The organism is Pseudomonas sp. GW821-FHT11G12 (genome assembly GCF_058808055.1).
On sequence record NZ_JBXARH010000001.1, the window covers coordinates 384,255 to 404,881 of the forward strand.

The window sequence follows — 20,627 nt, forward strand, 5'->3', positions numbered from 1 at the left end:
GTTTCCTTTCGCAAATTCGCAAGGTTCATATCAGACCGCTACCAGCACGACAGCGCCGATTACCAACACGGCACCAGCAGCCATCGAAGCAGCGTACCAACGCAGTTGACCGGTTTCGGTACGGCTCAGGGCAGTGTGACCACCCTTGGCCATGCGCGGGATCAGACCGATGGTCTGGTCGAGCGGGTCTTTGCGCAGCATGTGGCTGATCGCAAGGTACGGCTTCACGAACAGTTTGTCGTAGATCCAGTCGAAGCCCCAGGCAGCGAACCACCAGGCCGAAAGGAAACGGCCGATGCCGCTGTTGGCGATCGCAGTCACGAAGCGACGCTTGCCGAGGAACAGCAGGGCCGCCAGCAGGATACCGGCCAGAGCGATGGCGCCCGACGCGATTTCCAGACTGTGCTTGGCTTCGCCACCGGCATGGCCAACGCTCTCAGGCAGTACGCCGTGCAGCGGTGGAACGATCATGGCGCCGACGAAGGTCGACAGCACGATCAGCACCGACAGTGGCAGCCAGTGAGCGATGCCGTGACCGGCGTGAGCTTCGGTCTTGGCTTCACCGTGGAACGCGATGAAGATCAGGCGGAAGGTGTACAGCGAAGTCATGAACGCGCCGACCAGACCTGCGTACAGCAGACCGTGGTTGCCGCTGGCGAACGCTTCCCAGAGGATTTCGTCCTTGGAGTAGAAACCTGCGGTCACCAGCGGCAGGGCGGCCAGAGCGGCACCACCGACGATGAAGCTGGCGTAGGCCAGCGGCAGTTTCTTCCACAGGCCGCCCATCTTGAAGATGTTCTGCTCGTGGTGGCAGGCAACGATCACCGCACCGGAAGCAAGGAACAGCAGGGCCTTGAAGAAGGCGTGGGTCATCAGGTGGAAGATCGCGCCTTCCCAGGCGCCAACGCCCAGCGCCAGGAACATGTAGCCGATCTGGCTCATGGTCGAGTAGGCGAGGATACGTTTGATGTCGGTTTGCACCAGTGCTGCGAAACCGGCCAGCACCAGGGTCACACCACCGACGATTCCCACGAGATGCAGGATGTCCGGCGCCAGGGCGAACAGACCGTGGGTACGGGCGATTAGGTAGACACCAGCAGTAACCATGGTTGCGGCATGGATCAGTGCCGAAACCGGGGTAGGGCCGGCCATCGCGTCTGCAAGCCAGGTCTGCAGTGGCAGCTGAGCCGATTTACCGACCGCACCACCCAGCAGCATCAGGGTCGCCAGCACGATCCAGAAATCGCCGACCTTGAAGTGCTCAGGCGCCTTCACCAGCAGCTCCTGGACGTTCAGCGTGCCCAGTTGCTGGAACAGGATGAACAGGCCGATCGCCATGAACACGTCGCCGATACGGGTGACGATGAAGGCTTTCAGTGCAGCGTTACCGTTGTTGCGGTTGCTGTAGTAGAAACCGATCAACAGGTACGAGCACAGGCCCACGCCTTCCCAACCGAAGTAGATGAACAGCAGGTTATCGCCCAGGACCAGGAACAGCATGCTGGCGATAAACAGGTTGGTGTAGGCGAAGAAACGCGAGTAACCGGCTTCACCGCGCATGTACCAGGAGGCGAACAGGTGGATCAGGAAGCCCACACCGACTACCACACCGAGCATGGTCACGGACAGACCATCCAGGTACAGGGCGAAGTTAGGCTGGAAGCCCTCGACGGACATCCACTTCCACAGCACATGAACGTACACGCCACCTTCCGGTGGAGCGACGTTGAATTGCCAGATCACGTAGGCCGCGACGATGGCAGACAGGCCGATGGAGCCGACACCGATCAGCGCCGACAGGTTTTCCGAGAGGCGGCCGCGGGAAAACGACAGCAACAGGAACCCGATCAGAGGGAAAACGAAAGTCAGAAAGAGTAGGTTCATCCGCGCATCTCACTGGCAGCGTCGATATCGAGCGTGTGGAAGCGGCGATACAGTTGCAGCAGGATCGCCAGGCCAATACTGGCTTCGGCGGCTGCAAGGCTGATCACCAGGATGAACATGATCTGTCCATCCGGTTGCGCCCAGCGGGCGCCCGCAACGATGAAGGCCAGTGCAGAGGCGTTCATCATCACTTCCAGACTCATCAACACGAACAAAATGTTGCGGCGGACCATCAGGCCGACCAGACCAAGGCAGAACAGGATGCCGGCAACGGCCAATCCATGTTCGAGAGGGATAGCAGGCATGTCTTACTCCTTCGCCTCGTTACGGCCCAAATGGAACGCCGTGACGGCTGCAGCGAGCAGCAGCATCGAGGCGAGTTCGACCACCAGCAGGTACGGACCGAACAGGCTGATGCCCACGGCTTTTGCGTCCACGGTGGTGTGGCCGATGGCCTGACCGCTCTGGTGAGCGAACAGCACATACAGCAGTTCGGCCAGCAGCAGGGCGCCGAGAATCACCGGCCCTGCCCAGATACCGGGCTTGAGCCAGGTGCGTTCCTGCTGAACCGAGGCGGGGCCCAGGTTCAGCATCATCACCACGAACACGAACAGCACCATGATGGCGCCAGCGTAGGCGATCACTTCCAGCACGCCGGCGAACGGGGCGCCGAGTGCGAAGAAGGTCATGGCCACGGCGATCAGCGAAATGATCAGGTAGAGCAGGGCGTGCACAGGATTGGTGTTGGTGACCACACGCAGTGTGGACACAACAGCGATACCCGATGCGAAATAGAAAGCGAATTCCATCGTTCTTCCTTAAGGCAGCAAGCTCTTCACGTTGATCGGCTCGGCTTCGTTTTGTGCGGCGCCTTTCGGCTTACCGGCAACGGCCATACCTGCAACACGATAGAAGTTGTAATCAGGGTTTTTGCCGGGGCCGGAGATCAGAAGATCTTCTTTCTCGTACACCAGGTCCTGACGTTTGAACTCGGCCATCTCGAAATCCGGGGTCAGCTGGATCGCGGTGGTCGGGCAGGCTTCCTCGCAGAGACCGCAGAAAATGCAGCGCGAGAAGTTGATACGGAAGAAGTCCGGGTACCAGCGACCGTCTTCGGTTTCAGCTTTCTGCAGCGAGATGCAACCCACCGGGCAAGCCACGGCGCACAGGTTGCAGGCTACGCAGCGTTCTTCGCCATCGGGGTCGCGGGTCAGGACGATACGGCCACGGTAGCGTGGCGGCAGGTAGACCGGCTCTTCCGGGTATTGCAGGGTGTCGCGCTTGCGAAAGCCATGACCGAAGATCATGACCAGGCTGCGCAACTGGGTACCGGTACCCTTAATGATGTCGCCAATATATTTGAACATGGGTCAAATCCTCACTGAACCGCAACTGCAGGCGTGTTCCACAACACGATTGCAGCGGTCACCAGCAAATTGATCAGGGTCAGTGGCAGGCAGAATTTCCAGCTGAAGTCCATCACCTGGTCATAACGCGGACGCGGGATCGAAGCGCGCAGCAGGATGAACAGCATGATGAAGAACGCGGTCTTCAGTGCGAACCAGACGAAGGACAGTTGCGGCAGGATGCCGAACGGACCGTGCCAGCCACCGAAGAACAGGGTGACCAACAGCGCCGAGATCAGGATGATGCCGATGTATTCACCGACGAAGAACATGCCCCATTTCATACCGGCGTATTCAATGTGGTAACCGTCGGCCAGTTCCTGTTCCGCTTCCGGCTGGTCGAACGGGTGACGGTGAGTCACGGCCACGCCAGCGATGAAGAAGGTACAGAAGCCGAAGAACTGCGGAATGATGAACCACAGGTTCTGCGCCTGGTACTCGACGATGTCGCGCATGTTGAACGAGCCGACCTGCACCACGATGCCCATCAGGGCCAGGCCCATGAACACTTCGTAGGACACGGTCTGCGCCGAGGCACGCAAGCTGCCCAGCAGGGCGAACTTGTTGTTACTCGACCAGCCGGCGAACAGCACCGCGTAGACCGACAGACCGGCCATGGCGAAGAAGAACAGCAGGCCGATGTTCAGATCCGCCACGCCCCAGGTCGGGGTGATCGGGATGATCGCGAAAGCGATCAACAGGGCGGACATGGCCACGACCGGTGCCAGGGTGAAGATCACCTTGTCGGCAAACGGCGGGGTCCAGTCTTCCTTGAAGAACATCTTCAGCATGTCGGCAGCGATCTGGAACATGCCGAACGGGCCAACGCGGTTCGGACCGTAACGGTCCTGCCACCAGCCCAGCAGGCGACGTTCGACAAAGCTGAGCAACGCACCCGCGACCACCACGGCCAGCAGGATGACGATGGCTTTGATGACCGTCAGGATCACATCGATCACTTCAGGGGTGAACCAGGTCATTGCGCTGCCTCCTGCAGACCATCAACGGTTTGGCCGAAAATCGCCGGCGGAATGCCTGCCAGACCGGCCGGCAGTGCAACCAGGCCGGCGCCCAGCTCTTCATTGATGCGCAGCGGCAGACGCAGGGTCTGGCCGGCAACATTGAGGCTCAGCAGTGCACCGTCGTTGACGCCCAGGCGATCCGCTTCGGATTTGGCCAGGCCAACGTAGGCGGCCGGGATACGTTCCTGGACCGGGGCGGCTTTCGACGAGTTCTCGTCGCTGCCGAACAGGTGGTAGAACGGCACGGCTTGCCAGGTGCCCTGGGCCGGGTTGAACGCGCGCGGAACACTGGCGAACCAGTTCAGCGAATCACCGGTGCTTTCGATCAGGCGGGTGCCCGGATCGCCAGCGCGCAGGTGACCACCGACTTCGTCCTGGAACTTGTTCCAGGCTTGCGGCGAGTTCCAGCCCGGCGACCAGGCGAAAGGAACCTGCTGACGCGGTTCGACGGAGCCCGAGTAACCTTCCATCGAGAAGGCGAACGCGGTGTCCTTGTCTTGCGGGGTGCGTGGTTCGTGAACGCTGATGTCGGCGCGCATCGCGGTGCGACCGGAATAACGCAGCGGCTCACGCGCCAGTTTCAGACCCTTGATGCGGAACGAGGCGGACGGTGCAGCGTCGACGATACGCGCCAGTTGCGTGGTGCTCGAAGCAACGGCAGCGGTCACGTGGTCGAGTTGCGTCCAGTCGATCGGCTGGTTCAGCAGGGTGGCGCGCAGGGCGTGCAGCCAGCGCCAGCCTTCGTGGACCAGAATGCTCGAGTCCATGTATTGCGGGTCGAAAACCTGGAAGAAGCGCTGAGCGCGGCCTTCCTGGCTGACCAAAGTACCGTCGCCTTCAGCGAAGCTGGCGGCTGGCAGAACCAGGTGCGCGCGGTCGCTGGTGGCCGTCTTCTGATGGTCTGCAACGATCACTACTTTCGCAGCGTTCAGTGCAGCATCGACCTTGGCTTTGGCGGTGCGGGTGTACAGATCGTTTTCCAGCACGACGATGGCGTCGGCCTTGCCGTCGATGACCGCTTGCAGCGCAGCATCAACCGATTCGCCACCGAGCATGGCCAGACCGATGCTGTTGGCTTCCGGCACGATCAGGCTGATCGAACCGTTCTTCTCGCGCAGCTTCAGGGCCTTGGCGATGTTCGCAGCAGCTTCGATCAAGGCTTTGGAGCCCAGCGAAGTACCGGCGATGATCAGCGGACGCTTGGCTTTGATCAGGGCGTCGGCGATGCGTTTGGCCAGTTCCAGGGCTTCGGCGTCCAGACCTTCGACGGCAGGTGCGCTGGCGTCCAGGGCGTGAGCCACGGCGAAACCGATGCGGGCCAGATCGTCCGGAGCGGCGTGTACACACTCTTCGGCGATGTCGTCGAGCTTGGTTTCAGCCAGGCTGGCGATGAACAGCGGGTTCAGCTCGTGCTGACCGATGTTCTTCACGGCGGCGTCGAGCCAAGGTTGGACGCGCATGGCTTCGGCCATGTCTTCGGCCTTGCCTTTTACCGACTGACGCAGGGCCAGGGCCATACGGGCGGCGGTCTGGGTCAGGTCTTCACCGAGGACGAACACGGCGTCGTGGTCTTCGATGTCGCGCATGTTCGGCACTGGCAGCGGGCTGTCTTTCAGCACTTGCAGGACCAGACGGATGCGTTCCAGTTCGGAGGCTTCGATACCGGAGTAGAAGTGCTCGGCGCCCACCAGCTCACGCAACGCGTAGTTGCTTTCGAGGCTGGCACGCGGCGAACCGATACCGACAATGTTGCGACCACGCAGCAGGTCGGCGGCTTTGTCCAGTGCGTCGTCCAGGCTTAGTTTGGTGCCGTCGGCCAGCAGCGGCTGACGTGGACGGTCGGTGCGGTTGACGTAGCCATAACCGAAACGGCCACGGTCGCACAGGAAGTACTGGTTCACCGAACCGTTGTAACGGTTTTCGATGCGACGCAGTTCGCCGTAACGCTCGCCCGGGGAAATGTTGCAACCGCTGGAGCAGCCATGGCAGATGCTCGGCGAGAACTGCATGTCCCATTTACGGTTGTAGCGCTCGGAGTGAGTCTTGTCGGTGAACACACCGGTCGGGCAGACCTCGGTGAGGTTGCCGGAGAACTCGCTTTCCAGCGTGCCGTCTTCAACGCGACCGAAGTACACGTTGTCGTGGGCGCCGAATACACCGAGGTCGGTGCCGCCGGCGTAGTCCTTGTAGAAACGTACGCAACGGTAGCAGGCGATGCAGCGGTTCATTTCGTGGGAAATGAACGGGCCCAGTTGCTGGTTCTGGTGGGTGCGTTTGGTGAAGCGATAACGGCGCTCGTTGTGGCCGGTCATCACGGTCATGTCTTGCAGGTGGCAGTGACCGCCTTCCTCGCACACAGGGCAGTCGTGCGGGTGGTTGGTCATCAGCCATTCAACAACACTGGCGCGGAACGCCTTGGATTCTTCATCGTCGATGGAGATCCAGGTGTTGTCGGTGGCAGGCGTCATGCAGGACATGACGATGCGACCACGGGTGTCGTTCTCGTCGGTGTACTGCTTGACCGCGCACTGGCGGCAGGCCCCGACGCTACCAAGCGCGGGGTGCCAGCAGAAATAAGGGATGTCGAGGCCCAGCGACAGACATGCCTGTAACAGGTTGTCTGCCCCGTCGACTTCGAGCGCTTTGCCGTCTACGTGGATAGTGGCCATGGTTCAAAGGTCTTCGTTGGCCCGGTGTCAGCGGGCGTGGCTAATGGAATCTTGTTATCCGTCCGAATCCAGTCAGCCCCGAAAGGCGTCATCGGACGAAAGGCGAAGGGCACGGACCCTTCGCCTTTTTAAGCGTTTACGCGCCGACTACGATCGGCTTTGCCAGAGGCGGGACGGCGGCGCTTGCGGGCGCGATACCGGCTTCGAACTCTGGACGGAAGTATTTGATGGCACTGCCCAACGGTTCCACGGCACCCGGTGCGTGAGCACAGAAGGTCTTGCCCGGGCCGAGGAAGTTGACCAGACCCAGCAGGGTCTCGATGTCGCCTGGCTGGCCGCGGCCTTGTTCGATGGCCATCAGCAGCTTGACGCTCCATGGCAGGCCATCACGGCAAGGGGTGCAGAAACCACAGGATTCGCGAGCGAAGAACTGCTCCATGTTGCGCAGCAGGGACACCATGTTGACGCTGTCGTCCACCGCCATGGCCAGGCCGGTACCCATACGGGTGCCCACCTTGGCGATGCCGCCGGCGTACATTTGTGCGTCGAGGTGTTCCGGCAACAGGAAACCGGTACCGGCGCCGCCTGGCTGCCAGGCCTTGAGCTTGTAACCGTCGCGCATGCCGCCGGCGTAGTCTTCGAACAGCTCGCGACCGGTCACGCCGAATGGCAGTTCCCACAGGCCAGGGTTCTTGACCTTGCCGGAGAAGCCCATGAGCTTGGTGCCCATGTCTTCGCTGCCGTCGCGGGCCAACGATTTGTACCAGTCCACGCCGTCGGCAATGATCGCCGGCACGTTGCACAGGGTTTCAACGTTGTTCACGCAGGTCGGCTTGCCCCACACGCCAACGGCGGCAGGGAAGGGCGGCTTGGAGCGCGGGTTGGCGCGGCGGCCTTCGAGGGAGTTGATCAGTGCGGTTTCTTCACCGCAGATGTAACGCCCGGCGCCGGTGTGGACGAACAGCTCGAAATCGAAGCCGCTGCCCAGGATGTTCTTGCCCAGCAGGCCCGCGGCCTTGGCTTCTTCCACGGCACGGTTCAGGTGCTTGGCGGCGGTGGTGTACTCGCCACGCAGGAAGATGTAGCCACGGTAGGTTTTCAGCGCGCGAGCACTGATCAGCATGCCTTCGATCAGCAGATGGGGCAGTTGCTCCATCAGCATGCGGTCTTTCCAGGTGTTCGGCTCCATTTCATCCGCGTTGCACAGCAGGTAGCGGATGTTGATGGATTCGTCCTTTGGCATCAGGCCCCACTTCACGCCAGTGGGGAAGCCTGCACCGCCGCGACCCTTGAGGCCGGCGTCTTTCACGGTCTGGACGATGGCGTCCTGATCCATGTCGGCAAAGGCTTTGCGCGCTGCGGCGTAACCGTTCTTGGCCTGGTACTCGTCGAGCCACACGGCTTCGCCGTCGTCACGCAGGCGCCAGGTCAGCGGGTGAGTCTCGGCCGAACGCTGGATGCGGTTGGCAGGACCGAAAGAGGTCAGGGTCATACGTAGCCCTCGAGCAGTTTGGCGACGCCGGCAGGCTGGACATCGCCAAAGGTGTCGTCATCGATCATCAGCGCCGGTGCCTTGTCGCAGTTGCCGAGGCAGCAGACCGGCAGCAGGGTGAAGCGACCGTCGGCGGTGGTCTGGCCCAGGCCGATACCCAGGTTGTTCTGGATTTCGCTGACAACCGACTCGTGGCCACCGATGTAGCAGACCATGCTGTCGCAGACGCGAATGATGTGACGGCCGACCGGCTGACGGAAGATCTGGCTGTAGAACGTGGCCACGCCTTCAACGTCGCTGGCCGGGATGCCGAGGATCTCGCCGATGGCGTACAGAGCGCCGTCCGGCACCCAGCCGCGTTCTTTCTGAACGATCTTCAGGGCTTCGATCGACGCCGCGCGCGGGTCTTCGTAGTGATGCAGCTCGTGCTCGATGGCCGAGCGCTCGGTTTCACTCAAGGTGAAACGGTCTGTCTGGATAAGCGTGCTGTTCATGCTTAGCGGTCCACGTCGGCCATAACGAAATCGATACTACCCAGGTACGCAATCATGTCCGCGACCATGCTGCCTTTGATCACCGAAGGGATCTGTTGCAGATGCGGGAAGCTTGGAGTGCGGATCCGGGTACGGTAGCTCATGGTGCCGCCGTCGCTCGTCAGGTAATAACTGTTGATGCCCTTGGTCGCTTCGATCATCTGGAAGGATTCGTTGGCCGGCATGACCGGGCCCCACGAAACCTGCAGGAAGTGCGTGATCAAGGTTTCGATGTGTTGCAGCGTGCGCTCTTTCGGCGGCGGCGTGGTCAGCGGGTGATCCGCCTTGTACGGGCCTTCCGGCATGTTGCGCAGGCACTGGTCGATGATCTTGACGCTCTGGCGCATCTCTTCGACGCGAACCATGCAGCGGTCGTAGGCATCGCCGTTGGCGGCCAGCGGCACTTCGAACTCGAAGTTCTCGTAGCCGGAGTACGGGCGCGCCTTACGCAGGTCGAAGTCGCAACCGGTGGAACGCAGGCCGGCACCGGTGACGCCCCATTCCAGGGCCTCTTTGGTGTTGTACTGGGCAACGCCGATGGTACGACCCTTGAGGATGCTGTTCTGCAGGGCGGCCTTGGTGTATTCGTCGAGGCGCTTTGGCAGCCATTCAACGAAGTCTTTCACCAGTTTTTCCCAGCCGCGCGGCAGGTCGTGGGCAACGCCGCCGATGCGGTACCAGGCCGGGTGCAGACGGAAACCGGTGATGGCTTCGATCACCGTGTACGCCTTCTGACGGTCGGTGAAGGTGAAGAACACCGGGGTCATGGCGCCGACGTCCTGGATGTAGGTACCCAGGAACAGCAGGTGGCTGGTGATCCGGAAGAACTCGGCCATCATGATGCGGATGACGTCGACCTTCTCGGGCACCTTAATGCCGGCCAGCTTCTCGACCGAGAGCACGTACGGCAGGTTGTTCATCACGCCGCCGAGGTAGTCGATACGATCGGTGTACGGAATGAAGCTGTGCCAGGACTGACGCTCGGCCATCTTCTCGGCGCCACGGTGGTGGTAACCGATGTCCGGAACGCAGTCGACGATCTCTTCGCCGTCCAGTTGCAGGATGATGCGGAACGCACCGTGAGCCGAAGGGTGGTTCGGACCCAGGTTGAGGAACATGTAGTCCTCGTTCGGGCCGGAACGCTTCATGCCCCAGTCTTCAGGACGGAAACGCGCGGCTTCTTCCTCAAGCTGTTGCTTGGCCAGGTTCAGGCTGTACGGATCGAATTCGGTGGCGCGCGCCGGGAAGTCCTTGCGCAGCGGGTGACCTTCCCAGGTCGGCGGCATCATGATGCGCGACAGGTGAGGGTGACCTTTGAAGTCGATACCGAACATGTCCCAGACTTCACGCTCGTACCAGTTGGCGTTCGGCCAGATGCTGGTGACGGTCGGCAAGCTGAGGTCGCTCTCGGACAAGGCGACCTTGATCATCACGTCACTATTACGTTCCAGCGACATGAGGTGATAGAACACGGTGAACTCAGCGTCGCTCGGCAGGCCTTGACGCTTGGTGCGCAGACGCTCGTCCACGCCGTGCAGGTCATAGAGCATGACGTACGGCTTGGGCAGGTTGCGCAGGAAGGTCAGGACTTCGACGAGCTTGGCACGCGCCACCCACAGCACCGGCATGCCGGTGCGGGTCGGCTGGGCGGTGAACGCCTCGGGGCCAAAACGATTGTTCAGTTCGACGACCACATCCTGGTCGTCTGCCTTATAAGGCGGGATGTACAGAGCACTGCCTGTAGTCATGGTTATTTTTTCGCTTTCGGTCAACGTAAAGAATGAAGCCAGCTTCTCGTTTCTTTGAAACAGATCTGGATCAGACTTCGTCAGGGCTGCGCAGGTTGGTGACTGCGATTCGCTGTTCGCGGCGCTGTTCCTTCTGCGAAGGCATGTCGGCGCGATAAACGCCTTGATCGCCAACGACCCAGGAAAGTGGGCGACGCTCCTGTCCAATGGATTCCTGCAACAGCATCAAGCCTTGCAGAAATGCTTCCGGACGGGGCGGGCAGCCAGGTACGTAGACGTCAACGGGCAGGAACTTGTCCACCCCTTGAACCACGGAGTAGATGTCGTACATGCCACCGGAGTTGGCGCACGAACCCATCGAGATCACCCATTTGGGCTCGAGCATCTGCTCGTACAGACGCTGAATGATCGGCGCCATCTTGATGAAGCACGTACCGGCGATAACCATGAAGTCGGCCTGGCGCGGTGATGCCCGGATTACTTCGGCGCCGAAGCGCGCGATGTCGTGGGGCGCCGTGAAGGCCGTGGTCATTTCCACGTAGCAGCACGAAAGACCGAAGTTGTACGGCCACAGGGAGTTCTTACGTCCCCAGTTGACCGCGCCACTCAGCACGTCTTCCAGCTTGCCCATGAAAATGTTTTTGTGGACTTGATCTTCTAACGGATCGGAAACGGTTTCCCGTTCGCCAATCGGATACTGCTCGTTAGGAGCATCGGGGTCGATTCTGGTGAGATTGTATTGCATTGCCAAAGCCTCATTGTTTCAGCTTCGCCTGCCGCTTGCGACGAGCTTCCGGAGCCCAGTCAAGGGCGCCCACTCGGAACAGGTAGACAAGACCTGCCAACAGAATTGCTATGAAAACGAGAGCTTCGACGAATCCGGTCCAGCCGCTTTCGCGGACGGACACAGACCATGCAAAGAGAAAGAGGGCTTCGATATCGAAGATCACGAACAGCATCGCGACCAGATAGAATTTGGCTGAGAGCCGCAAGCGGGCGCCACCGGTAGGTAGCATGCCGGACTCGAACGGTTCGTTTTTGCTGCGGCCCCAGGCTTTTGACCCGAGGAGGCTGGAGACACCGAGCATGAAGGCACACAGGCCGACTACACCCAGAAGGAAAATGGCAAAGCCCCAGTTGTGGGCCATGAGTCCTGTCGCTTCGGGCATGCTGGTAATCCTTAACAGAGAGCAAAGGTCTCTGAGCTTGATAAAGAAATAAGGCAGTGACGATATGTCGCAGCAATCAATCGCGCTGATTTTATGGCTAAACACCCTGCAAGTAAAATTCCTATAGCGAAATTATTTATTGGAATAAGGACATAGCGCACCTCGATGGCCCCGCAGCCCATGCGTTGCGGGCATTAGCCGGGATTTCACGAATTATGTTTTGTAGGAAATGTAACGAACATAGTTGTCGCTAAATGATAATTAATATCGTTTGGAGTGGTTTTGTAACTGTTTAGCGATTGGGCAGTTGGGAAGTTGTCTTATATCCGCGTTACTGCAAGTAGCGGCGGCGCACGTTTTAACCGATTTTTGTGACCTGGATAGCGCTCTGGATCAATGTTTTGCCTGACAGATTGTGCCGACCCTGAGAGGTTCAGGAAGTCACAGGTAAAAAAAAACGCCCCGAACCAGTCGGGGCGTCAGTTTTTCGGCAATGCGGTTAGCTTTCTACACGGTCCGCAAAGGCCGTTTACTCAGGCGAAGTCGATCAGTGGAACTGTTCTTCTTCGGTCGAGCCGGTCAGCGCGGTCACCGAGGACGTGCCGCCCTGGATCACGGTGGTCATGTCGTCGAAGTAGCCAGTGCCCACTTCCTGCTGGTGAGCCACGAAGGTGTAACCCTTGGCGGCGTCAGCGAATTCCTGCTCTTGCAGCTTCACGTAGGCAGTCATGTCGTTGCGGGCGTAGTCGTGCGCCAGGTTGAACATGCTGTGCCACATGTTGTGAATGCCGGCCAGGGTGATGAACTGGTGCTTGTAACCCATGGCGGACAGTTCGCGCTGGAACTTGGCGATGGTCGCGTCGTCCAGATTTTTCTTCCAGTTGAAGGAAGGCGAGCAGTTGTAGGACAGGATCTGGTCCGGGTATTCCTTCTTGATCGCTTCAGCGAAGCGACGGGCTTCGTCCAGATCCGGCTTGGCGGTTTCGCACCAGATCAGGTCGGCGTACGGCGCGTAGGCCAGGCCACGGGCGATTGCCTGGTCCAGACCAGCACGAACCTTGTAGAAGCCTTCCTGAGTGCGGGTGCCGGTTACGAACGGTTGGTCGTACGGGTCGCAGTCGGACGTCAGCAGGTCGGCAGCGTTGGCGTCGGTACGGGCCAGGATGATGGTCGGTACGCCGGCAACGTCGGCAGCCAGACGAGCAGCGGTCAGCTTCTGTACGGCTTCCTGGGTAGGAACCAGCACCTTGCCGCCCATGTGGCCGCATTTCTTCACGGAAGCCAGTTGGTCTTCGAAGTGAACGCCGGCGGCGCCTGCTTCGATCATGCTCTTCATCAGCTCGTAGGCGTTCAGTACGCCGCCGAAACCGGCTTCAGCATCAGCCACGATCGGTGCGAAATAGTCGATGTAGCCTTCGTCGCCCGGGTTCTTGCCGGCTTTCCACTGGATCTGGTCGGCACGACGGAACGAGTTGTTGATGCGCTTGACCACAGTTGGAACCGAGTCCACCGGGTACAGCGACTGGTCCGGGTACATCGATTCGGCGGAGTTGTTGTCCGCAGCGACTTGCCAGCCCGACAGGTAGATCGCCTGGATACCGGCTTTAACCTGCTGCACAGCCTGGCCGCCGGTCAGGGCGCCCATGCAGTTGACGAAATCTTTCTCTGGGCGGAAGGACGGCTTGGCACCCTGGGTGACCAGGTTCCACAGTTTTTCGGCGCCCATTTTTGCAAAGGTGTGCTCTGGTTGAACCGAGCCACGCAGACGGACGACGTCAGCAGCGGAGTAATTGCGAGTCACGCCTTTCCAGCGCGGGTTTTCAGCCCAGTCTTTTTCAAGGGCTGCAATTTGCTGTTCGCGTGTCAGTGCCATGGAGATAAACCTCGTCGCGTCTTTATGAAAAGTTGTTCTGCGGTGGAAAATTCCTTGCGCTCGCTGACCAGAAGCTTAGGTGGTCAGGTCGGGTTCGGCGGGGCAGGCGACGGGATGAACGATGGGCTCGAGGGGAAGTGAGCAGGTAAAGGCGAACTGGCGGGCGCATTCGGGCGTCGTGGGCCTTTATGCGAACTACAGTGTAAAGCCGGGTTACCTAATTACGCTTCCGTCCCTCGGGACAACTTCGTTCCAGTCGGCAACCTCGTCAAACACACCTTGTGGGCGGTACAGACACGAAACGGCTCGCGGGGATGGGTGCGAGCATCGCTTCGAAGGCCCTTGCCAGGGCCTCTGATTAGCGGGAGCGAGGCCATCATGCCTTCGCTTTTTTGGCTCGTCAAACGTTTTGTAGTGCTTTTTTACAAGCACTACATCTTTCGTCTAATACGACTAATCAGTCAGTTTTTGGTGCTTTAGTCCAACGTGTCGACTTTCACCCGCAACGTCATGTCATCCCGGCCTTGAGTCGAGTAGCTGCGGGCCAGGCCCTGTTTGTCGGCCTGAGTCTCGCGGTTCACGCCGGCGAGGGTGATCCACTCGCCCAGGCGTCCGGTGACGGTTGTGTCGGTGCTCTGCACGTTCACTACATCGGGACGTTCCTGGCTCATGCGGTCACGGTTGGTACTGATTGCCAGGTGAACGGTGTCGCCGGTGACGCTGGCGGTGACGTAGAAGCCCTGAGTGACGTTGCGATACTGGGTCTGGCTGCTGTAATCGCCGTAGGAATTGGTCTGGCTGCTGGTGATCGGCACGCTCTGGCCGACCTGGATCAGGGCGGGCGCGCCTTCGCTGGCCTGAATCTGCTGAATGCCGCCGTCGCGGCTGGACGTGCTGTAGTTGATGATCCTGGTTTGCTGGTCACCAGTGTTCTGTTGGTTGTTTTCGTTGGTGTCGACGGTGATCAGCAGGCGTTTGGGCTCGGTATCCAGTTGGGTCAGCAGGGCCTTGAGGGCCTGAATCTTGTCCGGTTCGGCCTTGACGATCAGTTGGTTGCCATAGGCGCTGACCTGGCCGTCCTTGCCGATGAAGTCCTGGGCCACCGGCAGCATGTCGGCACTGGTGTGGTACTTGAGGGGCACGATTTCTGTGGCTGCCATCACCGAAAAACTGCAGCCGAGCAGCAGGGTGGTGAGCAGGGTGCGTAGGGACATGTCCGTTATCTCCGCTTTCGAAAGGCTTGATATTGCCAGTTTGTCGGCCCGGGGTGGGGCAAGTTGAATCGTAGACAGCAAAACGCCCCGGCATCATGAGATGGCGGGGCGTTTTGAGGTGTACATCAAGCGTTATGCCGAATGACGAACCATGTCGACATGCGGAATCCCGGCTTCCAGGAATTCCTCGCTGACCAAGTTGAAACCCAGGCGTTCATAGAACGCCGTGGCCTGCACCTGCGCGCTAAGCATCTGCTGCTTCAGTCCGCGAGCTTCGGCTTCGGCGATGACCGCTTGCATCAGCGCATCACCGACCTTCAGACCGCGCCAGTCCTTGAGCACCGAAACCCGGCCGATGTGCCCGTCGGGCAGCAGGCGGGCGGTGCCGATCGGAAAGTCGCCTTCGAAAGCCAGGAAATGCACCGCCGTGGCGTCATCGGCGTCCCACTCAAGCTCGGGCGGAACCGATTGTTCGGCAATGAACACCGTTTCGCGAATGCGGCGGATCTCGGCGTTGTCCTTTTGCCAGTCTGCAACACGTACGCGAATCTTATTCATCGTCGGCGAACCCCAGGCTCCCTTGCTTGACCAGTTCGCACAGCAGGCCGCGACCGTCTTCGTCGCTCAGCCAGTCACCGAGGTTGTCGGTGTGCAGGGCGTCAGCGGAGCAGATCAACTTCAGCAGTTCGCGCAACTTGCCCGGCAGGTAACGGCTCTGGCCGCTGGCGAACAGCAGCAGATCGTCATCGACTTCCGACCATGCCAGGCGCGCGCTCGGGTTGCGGATCAGGATGGCGCCGTCTTCGAGCGCGCTGAGGAAGTCTTCTTCTTCGACTTCTTCCGGGCCGACCACCAGCTCCGGATAACGCGGCTCGGTCATGTACTGGCCGAACCAGGTCAGCAGCAGGCGTTCGTCGCTCATGTGCTCGGCGAGCAGCGCTTTCAGGCGGCCGAGTGCATCGTGCTGGATCTGGTGTGGATCGCTGACCGGCTTCGCATCGGCGTCGGTGTAGCGCTCTTCGTCAGTCAGGAACTGGCTGAGGAAGTCGGTGAAGTGGGTCAGCACTTCAGCGGCGCTCGGTGCGCGGAAACCAACCGAGTAGGTCATGCAGTCATCAACGGCGACGCCGCAGTGAGCCAGGCGCGGCGGCAGGTAGAGCATGTCGCCCGGTTCCAGGACCCACTCTTCGGTCTCGTGGAATTCGGCGAGGATGCGCAGGTCCGCATGTTGCAGCAGTGGGCTTTCGGAGTCACACATCTGGCCGATTTTCCAGTTGCGCTTGCCGTGGCCTTGCAGCAGGAACACGTCGTAGTTGTCGAAGTGCGGGCCGACGCTGCCACCTGGGGCGGCGAAGCTGATCATCACGTCGTCGACGCGCCAGCTCGGCAGGAAACGGAAGTTTTCCAGCAGTTCGCTGACTTCCGGCACGAACTGATCGACAGCCTGCACCAGCAGGGTCCACTCGCGTTCCGGCAGTTTGCTGAATTCGTCTTCGGCGAACGGGCCGCGGCGTAGTTCCCAAGGGCGCTCGCCGTGTTCGATCACCAGGCGCGATTCGACTTCTTCTTCCAGGGCCAGGCCGGCGAGTTCGTCGGCGTCGATCGGGCTTTCGAAATCAGGAATCGCCTGACGGATCAGCAGTGGCTTTTTCTGCCAGTAGTCGCGCATGAACTCGCGCGCCGTGAGACCACCCAGAAGTTGAAGAGGAATATCGGGATTCATATGTAACCTATTGAAAAAAAGCATTTTTCAGACGGGAATAAAAACGCCCGGCGCGGCCGGGCGTCTCAAACGGGTCAAGCAGTCGATCAGATGCGTTTGGCTTGCGCTACAGCGTTGCCGATGTAGTTGGCCGGGGTCAGTTGCTTGAGCTCGGCTTTCGCGGCGGCCGGCATGTCCAGGCCATCGATGAAAGTCTGCAGCGCTTCAGGGCTGATGCCCTTGCCACGAGTCAGTTCTTTCAGCTTCTCGTACGGGTTTTCGATGTTGTAGCGGCGCATTACGGTCTGGATCGGCTCGGCCAGGACTTCCCAGCAAGCGTCCAGATCGGCAGCAATCTTGTCAGCGTTCAGCTCGAGCTTGCTGATGCCTTTGAGGCTCGCTTCGTACGCGATCACGCTGTGGGCGAAGCCGACACCGAGGTTGCGCAGAACGGTGGAGTCGGTCAGGTCGCGCTGCCAGCGGGAGATCGGCAGTTTGCTCGCCAGGTGCTGGAACAGCGCGTTGGCGATGCCCAGGTTGCCTTCGGAGTTTTCGAAGTCGATCGGGTTGACCTTGTGCGGCATGGTCGACGAACCGATTTCGCCAGCGATGGTGCGCTGCTTGAAGTAACCCAGGGAGATGTAGCCCCAGATGTCACGGTCGAAGTCGATCAGGATGGTGTTGAAGCGCGCAATGGCGTCGAACAGCTCGGCGATGTAGTCGTGCGGCTCGATCTGCGTGGTGTACGGGTTGAAGCCCAGACCCAGTTCGTCTTCGATGAAGGCGCGGGCGTTGGCTTCCCAGTCGATCTGCGGGTAGGCCGACAGGTGAGCGTTGTAGTTGCCGACAGCGCCGTTGATCTTGCCCAGCAGCGGAACGGCAGCGACCTGAGCGATCTGACGCTCGAGACGATAAACCACGTTCGCCAGCTCTTTACCCAGCGTGGTCGGCGAAGCCGGCTGGCCGTGGGTACGCGACAGCATCGGCACGTCGGCGAAGCGGATGGCCAGTTCACGGATGGCGTTGGCGGTCTGGCGCATCAGCGGCAGCATCACGTCGTCACGGCCTTCGCGCAGCATCAGGGCGTGGGACAGGTTGTTGATGTCCTCGCTGGTGCAGGCGAAGTGGATGAACTCGCTGACCTTGGCCAGTTCCGGCAGCTTGGCCGCCTGCTCCTTGAGCAGGTATTCGATCGCTTTTACGTCGTGGTTGGTGGTGCGCTCGATCTCTTTCACGCGCTCGGCGTGCTCCAGCGAGAAGTTCTCGGCCAGTTCGTTCAGAACGGCGTTGGCTTCGGCGGAGAAGGCTGGCACTTCCGGGATACCGGCGTGAGCGGCCAGGCGCTGGAGCCAGCGCACTTCAACCAGAACGCGGGCACGGATCAGACCGTACTCGCTGAAAATTGGGCGCAGGGCCTGGGTTTTGCCGGCGTAGCGGCCGTCAACAGGGGAAACCGCAGTGAGCGAAGAGAGCTGCATGGGGTGTTCTCGGACAGTCGGGCAACGAAATGGGGCGCGTATCATACATGAAAAAATCCGCCGGTCCGTCGCCAACTGACCGGCGTATTACGCGTTACTGACTCAAAACGGTGTTGCGGGCGCGGTTCAGCTGCTGCGCATCAGCGGGTAAAGCTCTTTGAGCAACTTGCGACGGCTGATCACCAACTGCCAGCGATGACCACCCAACTGACGCCACAGGCGTGCCGAGCGGATGCCGGCGAGCAGCAGGGCGCGGATCTTCGAGGCGTTGCTCGGCTGCTGCAGGTTACGCATGTCGCCGTGCACCTGGATGCGTTGACGCAAGGTGCTCAGAGTGTCCTGGTACAACGCGCCGCACGCGGCGATCACGTTTTCGTGGGCCGGGCCGAAATGCTCGACCTGCGACTGGATCTGCGGCAGACGCTTGCCGATCACGTCGAGCATGTCGTTGCGCTTGGCCAGTTGTCGCTCAAGGCCGAGCATCGACAAAGCGTAGCGCAACGGCTCGCGCTGCAAGGTGCTCGGGTCGCGTTCGAGGGCGCCGATCAATGCGCGGTAACCGTCGCGCAGGTTGATGTCGTCGCCGCCGTACACGTCCAGCGTGTCTTTCGGGTCGCGAACCAGCAGGCTGCCGAGCATGCAGCTCAGACCGGCCTCGTTGGTCTGGCCGGTCTTGGCGATCCGGTCGACCAGCACGGCGGCGAGAAACACGCCGCCCAGAGCCGTCAGTTGCTCCTGAGTCGGGCTCATGCCTGGCCGCTCCACGGCTCGGCGACTTCAATCACGCCGCCCCCGAGGCAGATTTCTCCGTCATAGAACACCACCGACTGGCCCGGCGTGACCGCGCGTTGCGGCTCGTCGAACACCGCGCGATAGCCGGTCTCGGTTTTTTCCAGTGTGCAGGCCTGATCGCTCTGGCGATAACGAACCTTGGCGGTCAGGCGCAGCGGCTGGCTCAAATCGATCGGGTTGACCCAATAGATTTCCGAAGCGAGCAGGGCGCTGGAGAACAGCCACGGATGGTTGTTGCCCTGGCCGACGATCAGCTCGTTGGTGTCCAGATCCTTGCGCAGCACGTACCACGGCTCGTCGCCAGCGTCTTTCAGACCGCCGATGCCCAGGCCCTGGCGCTGGCCGATGGTGTGGTACATCAAGCCGTGGTGACGGCCAATGACTTCGCCTTCGGTGGTCTTGATCTCGCCCGGTTGCGCCGGCAGGTATTGCTTGAGGAAATCGCTGAAACGACGCTCACCGATGAAGCAGATCCCGGTGGAATCCTTCTTCTTGGCGGTCGCCAGTTCGTATTTCTCGGCGATTGCACGGACTTCCGGCTTTTCCAGCTCACCGACCGGGAACAGGGTCTTGGCGATCTGTTCGCCGCCGACGGCGTGCAGGAAGTAGCTCTGATCCTTGTTCGGGTCCAGGCCCTTGAGCAGTTCGGTGCGGCCATCGATGTCGCGGCGGCGCACATAGTGGCCGGTGGCGATCAGGTCGGCGCCGAGCATCATGGCGTAGTCGAGGAACGCCTTGAACTTGATCTCGCGGTTGCACAGGATGTCCGGATTCGGCGTGCGGCCGGCCTTGTATTCGGCCAGGAAGTGCTCGAACACGTTGTCCCAGTACTCGGCGGCGAAGTTGGCGGTGTGCAGCTTGATACCGATCTTGTCGCACACAGCCTGAGCATCCGCCAGGTCGTCCATGGCGGTGCAGTATTCCGTTCCGTCGTCTTCTTCCCAGTTCTTCATGAACAGGCCTTCCACCTCATAACCCTGCTCGATCAGCAGGAGAGCGGAAACGGAAGAGTCCACGCCGCCGGACATGCCGACAATGACGCGCTTCTTGGATGTGTCAGAAGGGGCTGGATCACGCATAGGGATTCAATGAGTGTCTTGAAAAAGGACGCGATTCTATCAGGCTCACGGCCTCAAGGCTAAAGGGAAGGGCGGATCAGTTCGAGGCCGAAGCGATTGCCGGCCAGATAATCATCGATGCAGCGGATGATCAGCTCGCTGCGCCAGTGATCGCGCTGGGCCAATAATTCGTCGCGGGTCAGCCACTTGGCGCCGACGATACCGTCGTCCAGCTGATAATCCGGGTGGTGTTTCACGGCTTTGGCACTGAAGCACACGCGCTGGTAAGTCACGCCGTTGCTGGGTGCGGTGTACAGATAAATACCGATCACGCTGGTGGGTTCGACGTCCCAGCCGGTTTCTTCGAGGGTTTCGCGCACGGCGGCTTCGATCAGGGTTTCGTCCGGATCCAGATGACCGGCGGGCTGATTGAGTACGTTACGGCCAGCCTTGTGTTCCTCGACCATCAGGAAGCGACCGTTGTCCTCGACGATGGTGGCGACGGTGATGTGGGGGAGCCATTGCATGAATTGAATCTCCTGGGCGGAAGGCGGAAACACAAACCCCGGCACGAGGCCGGGGTTTGT

Annotated in this window: 19 protein-coding genes; all 19 read right to left on the reverse strand. The window is 60.4% G+C overall.

Features of this window, described 5'->3' with window-relative positions; genetic code table 11:
- Window positions 1–30: 30 nt before the first annotated feature.
- Window positions 31–1,884, reverse strand: coding sequence for an NADH-quinone oxidoreductase subunit L (nuoL, locus tag AC1RR7_RS01670; protein WP_102622477.1), 1,854 nt, complete (start codon window positions 1,882–1,884; stop codon window positions 31–33).
- Window positions 1,881–2,189: an NADH-quinone oxidoreductase subunit NuoK gene (nuoK, locus tag AC1RR7_RS01675; RefSeq protein WP_003180046.1), complete on the reverse strand. Its 309-nt coding sequence runs from the start codon at window positions 2,187–2,189 to the stop codon at window positions 1,881–1,883. Before nuoK ends, nuoL begins: the two co-directional genes overlap by 4 nt.
- Window positions 2,190–2,192: 3 nt before the next feature.
- Window positions 2,193–2,693 (reverse strand): NADH-quinone oxidoreductase subunit J, encoded by a 501-nt coding sequence (nuoJ, locus tag AC1RR7_RS01680; protein WP_096822263.1) that lies wholly within the window; start codon window positions 2,691–2,693, stop codon window positions 2,193–2,195.
- A gap of 9 nt (window positions 2,694–2,702) precedes the next feature.
- Complete coding sequence (nuoI, locus tag AC1RR7_RS01685) at window positions 2,703–3,251, reverse strand: NADH-quinone oxidoreductase subunit NuoI (protein ID WP_085712394.1); 549 nt, start codon at window positions 3,249–3,251, stop codon at window positions 2,703–2,705.
- 11 nt (window positions 3,252–3,262) lie between these two features.
- Complete coding sequence (gene nuoH, locus AC1RR7_RS01690; protein WP_007951460.1) at window positions 3,263–4,270, reverse strand: NADH-quinone oxidoreductase subunit NuoH; 1,008 nt, start codon at window positions 4,268–4,270, stop codon at window positions 3,263–3,265.
- Window positions 4,267–6,981 carry an NADH-quinone oxidoreductase subunit NuoG gene (nuoG, locus tag AC1RR7_RS01695; RefSeq protein ID WP_493155858.1) on the reverse strand — a complete coding sequence of 905 codons (2,715 nt, stop codon included), beginning with the start codon at window positions 6,979–6,981 and terminating at the stop codon, window positions 4,267–4,269. Before nuoG ends, nuoH begins: the two co-directional genes overlap by 4 nt.
- A gap of 136 nt (window positions 6,982–7,117) precedes the next feature.
- Complete coding sequence (nuoF, locus tag AC1RR7_RS01700) at window positions 7,118–8,473, reverse strand: NADH-quinone oxidoreductase subunit NuoF (protein WP_064380702.1); 1,356 nt, start codon at window positions 8,471–8,473, stop codon at window positions 7,118–7,120.
- Complete coding sequence (gene nuoE, locus AC1RR7_RS01705; protein ID WP_003223804.1) at window positions 8,470–8,967, reverse strand: NADH-quinone oxidoreductase subunit NuoE; 498 nt, start codon at window positions 8,965–8,967, stop codon at window positions 8,470–8,472. Before nuoE ends, nuoF begins: the two co-directional genes overlap by 4 nt.
- A gap of 2 nt (window positions 8,968–8,969) precedes the next feature.
- A complete protein-coding gene (nuoC, locus tag AC1RR7_RS01710) occupies window positions 8,970–10,754 on the reverse strand; it encodes an NADH-quinone oxidoreductase subunit C/D (protein ID WP_096822261.1) in 1,785 nt (594 codons plus the stop codon).
- A 70-nt stretch (window positions 10,755–10,824) separates the two neighbouring features.
- The gene (locus AC1RR7_RS01715; protein ID WP_003223809.1) at window positions 10,825–11,499 is read right to left on the reverse strand and encodes a NuoB/complex I 20 kDa subunit family protein; all 675 of its coding nucleotides are present in this window, start codon (window positions 11,497–11,499) and stop codon (window positions 10,825–10,827) included.
- A 10-nt stretch (window positions 11,500–11,509) separates the two neighbouring features.
- Window positions 11,510–11,923, reverse strand: a complete 414-nt coding sequence (locus tag AC1RR7_RS01720) for an NADH-quinone oxidoreductase subunit A (protein WP_003223812.1) — start codon at window positions 11,921–11,923, stop codon at window positions 11,510–11,512.
- Window positions 11,924–12,470: 547 nt separating this feature from the next.
- The gene (gene aceA / locus AC1RR7_RS01725) at window positions 12,471–13,796 is read right to left on the reverse strand and encodes an isocitrate lyase (protein ID WP_011334956.1); all 1,326 of its coding nucleotides are present in this window, start codon (window positions 13,794–13,796) and stop codon (window positions 12,471–12,473) included.
- A 476-nt stretch (window positions 13,797–14,272) separates the two neighbouring features.
- Window positions 14,273–15,010, reverse strand: a complete 738-nt coding sequence (locus AC1RR7_RS01730) for a secretin N-terminal domain-containing protein (RefSeq protein ID WP_096822260.1) — start codon at window positions 15,008–15,010, stop codon at window positions 14,273–14,275.
- Between the two features lie 132 nt (window positions 15,011–15,142).
- The gene (locus tag AC1RR7_RS01735) at window positions 15,143–15,568 is read right to left on the reverse strand and encodes a GNAT family N-acetyltransferase (protein WP_085712389.1); all 426 of its coding nucleotides are present in this window, start codon (window positions 15,566–15,568) and stop codon (window positions 15,143–15,145) included.
- On the reverse strand, window positions 15,561–16,733 hold the full coding sequence (locus tag AC1RR7_RS01740; protein ID WP_096822258.1) for a ribosomal protein uL16 3-hydroxylase: 1,173 nt from the start codon (window positions 16,731–16,733) through the stop codon (window positions 15,561–15,563). Before AC1RR7_RS01740 ends, AC1RR7_RS01735 begins: the two co-directional genes overlap by 8 nt.
- Window positions 16,734–16,819: 86 nt before the next feature.
- Window positions 16,820–18,190, reverse strand: coding sequence for an adenylosuccinate lyase (purB, locus tag AC1RR7_RS01745; protein WP_039767413.1), 1,371 nt, complete (start codon window positions 18,188–18,190; stop codon window positions 16,820–16,822).
- A 126-nt stretch (window positions 18,191–18,316) separates the two neighbouring features.
- Complete coding sequence (hflD, locus tag AC1RR7_RS01750) at window positions 18,317–18,940, reverse strand: high frequency lysogenization protein HflD (RefSeq protein WP_096822257.1); 624 nt, start codon at window positions 18,938–18,940, stop codon at window positions 18,317–18,319.
- Window positions 18,937–20,061 carry a tRNA 2-thiouridine(34) synthase MnmA gene (mnmA, locus tag AC1RR7_RS01755; RefSeq protein WP_074688946.1) on the reverse strand — a complete coding sequence of 375 codons (1,125 nt, stop codon included), beginning with the start codon at window positions 20,059–20,061 and terminating at the stop codon, window positions 18,937–18,939. The genes hflD and mnmA overlap by 4 nt, the downstream gene beginning before the upstream one ends.
- A 59-nt stretch (window positions 20,062–20,120) precedes the next feature.
- On the reverse strand, window positions 20,121–20,567 hold the full coding sequence (locus tag AC1RR7_RS01760; protein WP_096822256.1) for an NUDIX hydrolase: 447 nt from the start codon (window positions 20,565–20,567) through the stop codon (window positions 20,121–20,123).
- Window positions 20,568–20,627: the final 60 nt, after the last annotated feature.

Excerpts from the sequence above, each read along its gene's own strand:
- AC1RR7_RS01760 (WP_096822256.1), bottom strand. The coding sequence starts at position 20,567 with ATGCAATGGCTCCCCCACATCACCGTCGCCACCATCGTCGAGGACAAC.
- nuoC (WP_096822261.1), bottom strand. The coding sequence starts at position 10,754 with ATGACTACAGGCAGTGCTCTGTACATCCCGCCTTATAAGGCAGACGAC.
- hflD (WP_096822257.1), bottom strand. The coding sequence starts at position 18,940 with ATGAGCCCGACTCAGGAGCAACTGACGGCTCTGGGCGGCGTGTTTCTC.
- AC1RR7_RS01735 (WP_085712389.1), bottom strand. The coding sequence starts at position 15,568 with ATGAATAAGATTCGCGTACGTGTTGCAGACTGGCAAAAGGACAACGCC.
- AC1RR7_RS01715 (WP_003223809.1), bottom strand. The coding sequence starts at position 11,499 with ATGCAATACAATCTCACCAGAATCGACCCCGATGCTCCTAACGAGCAG.
- nuoG (WP_493155858.1), bottom strand. The coding sequence starts at position 6,981 with ATGGCCACTATCCACGTAGACGGCAAAGCGCTCGAAGTCGACGGGGCA.
- nuoJ (WP_096822263.1), bottom strand. The coding sequence starts at position 2,693 with ATGGAATTCGCTTTCTATTTCGCATCGGGTATCGCTGTTGTGTCCACA.
- AC1RR7_RS01720 (WP_003223812.1), bottom strand. The coding sequence starts at position 11,923 with ATGCCCGAAGCGACAGGACTCATGGCCCACAACTGGGGCTTTGCCATT.
- mnmA (WP_074688946.1), bottom strand. The coding sequence starts at position 20,061 with ATGCGTGATCCAGCCCCTTCTGACACATCCAAGAAGCGCGTCATTGTC.
- nuoK (WP_003180046.1), bottom strand. The coding sequence starts at position 2,189 with ATGCCTGCTATCCCTCTCGAACATGGATTGGCCGTTGCCGGCATCCTG.
- nuoE (WP_003223804.1), bottom strand. The coding sequence starts at position 8,967 with ATGAACAGCACGCTTATCCAGACAGACCGTTTCACCTTGAGTGAAACC.
- nuoF (WP_064380702.1), bottom strand. The coding sequence starts at position 8,473 with ATGACCCTGACCTCTTTCGGTCCTGCCAACCGCATCCAGCGTTCGGCC.
- AC1RR7_RS01730 (WP_096822260.1), bottom strand. The coding sequence starts at position 15,010 with ATGTCCCTACGCACCCTGCTCACCACCCTGCTGCTCGGCTGCAGTTTT.
- aceA (WP_011334956.1), bottom strand. The coding sequence starts at position 13,796 with ATGGCACTGACACGCGAACAGCAAATTGCAGCCCTTGAAAAAGACTGG.
- AC1RR7_RS01740 (WP_096822258.1), bottom strand. The coding sequence starts at position 16,733 with ATGAATCCCGATATTCCTCTTCAACTTCTGGGTGGTCTCACGGCGCGC.
- purB (WP_039767413.1), bottom strand. The coding sequence starts at position 18,190 with ATGCAGCTCTCTTCGCTCACTGCGGTTTCCCCTGTTGACGGCCGCTAC.
- nuoL (WP_102622477.1), bottom strand. The coding sequence starts at position 1,884 with ATGAACCTACTCTTTCTGACTTTCGTTTTCCCTCTGATCGGGTTCCTG.
- nuoI (WP_085712394.1), bottom strand. The coding sequence starts at position 3,251 with ATGTTCAAATATATTGGCGACATCATTAAGGGTACCGGTACCCAGTTG.
- nuoH (WP_007951460.1), bottom strand. The coding sequence starts at position 4,270 with ATGACCTGGTTCACCCCTGAAGTGATCGATGTGATCCTGACGGTCATC.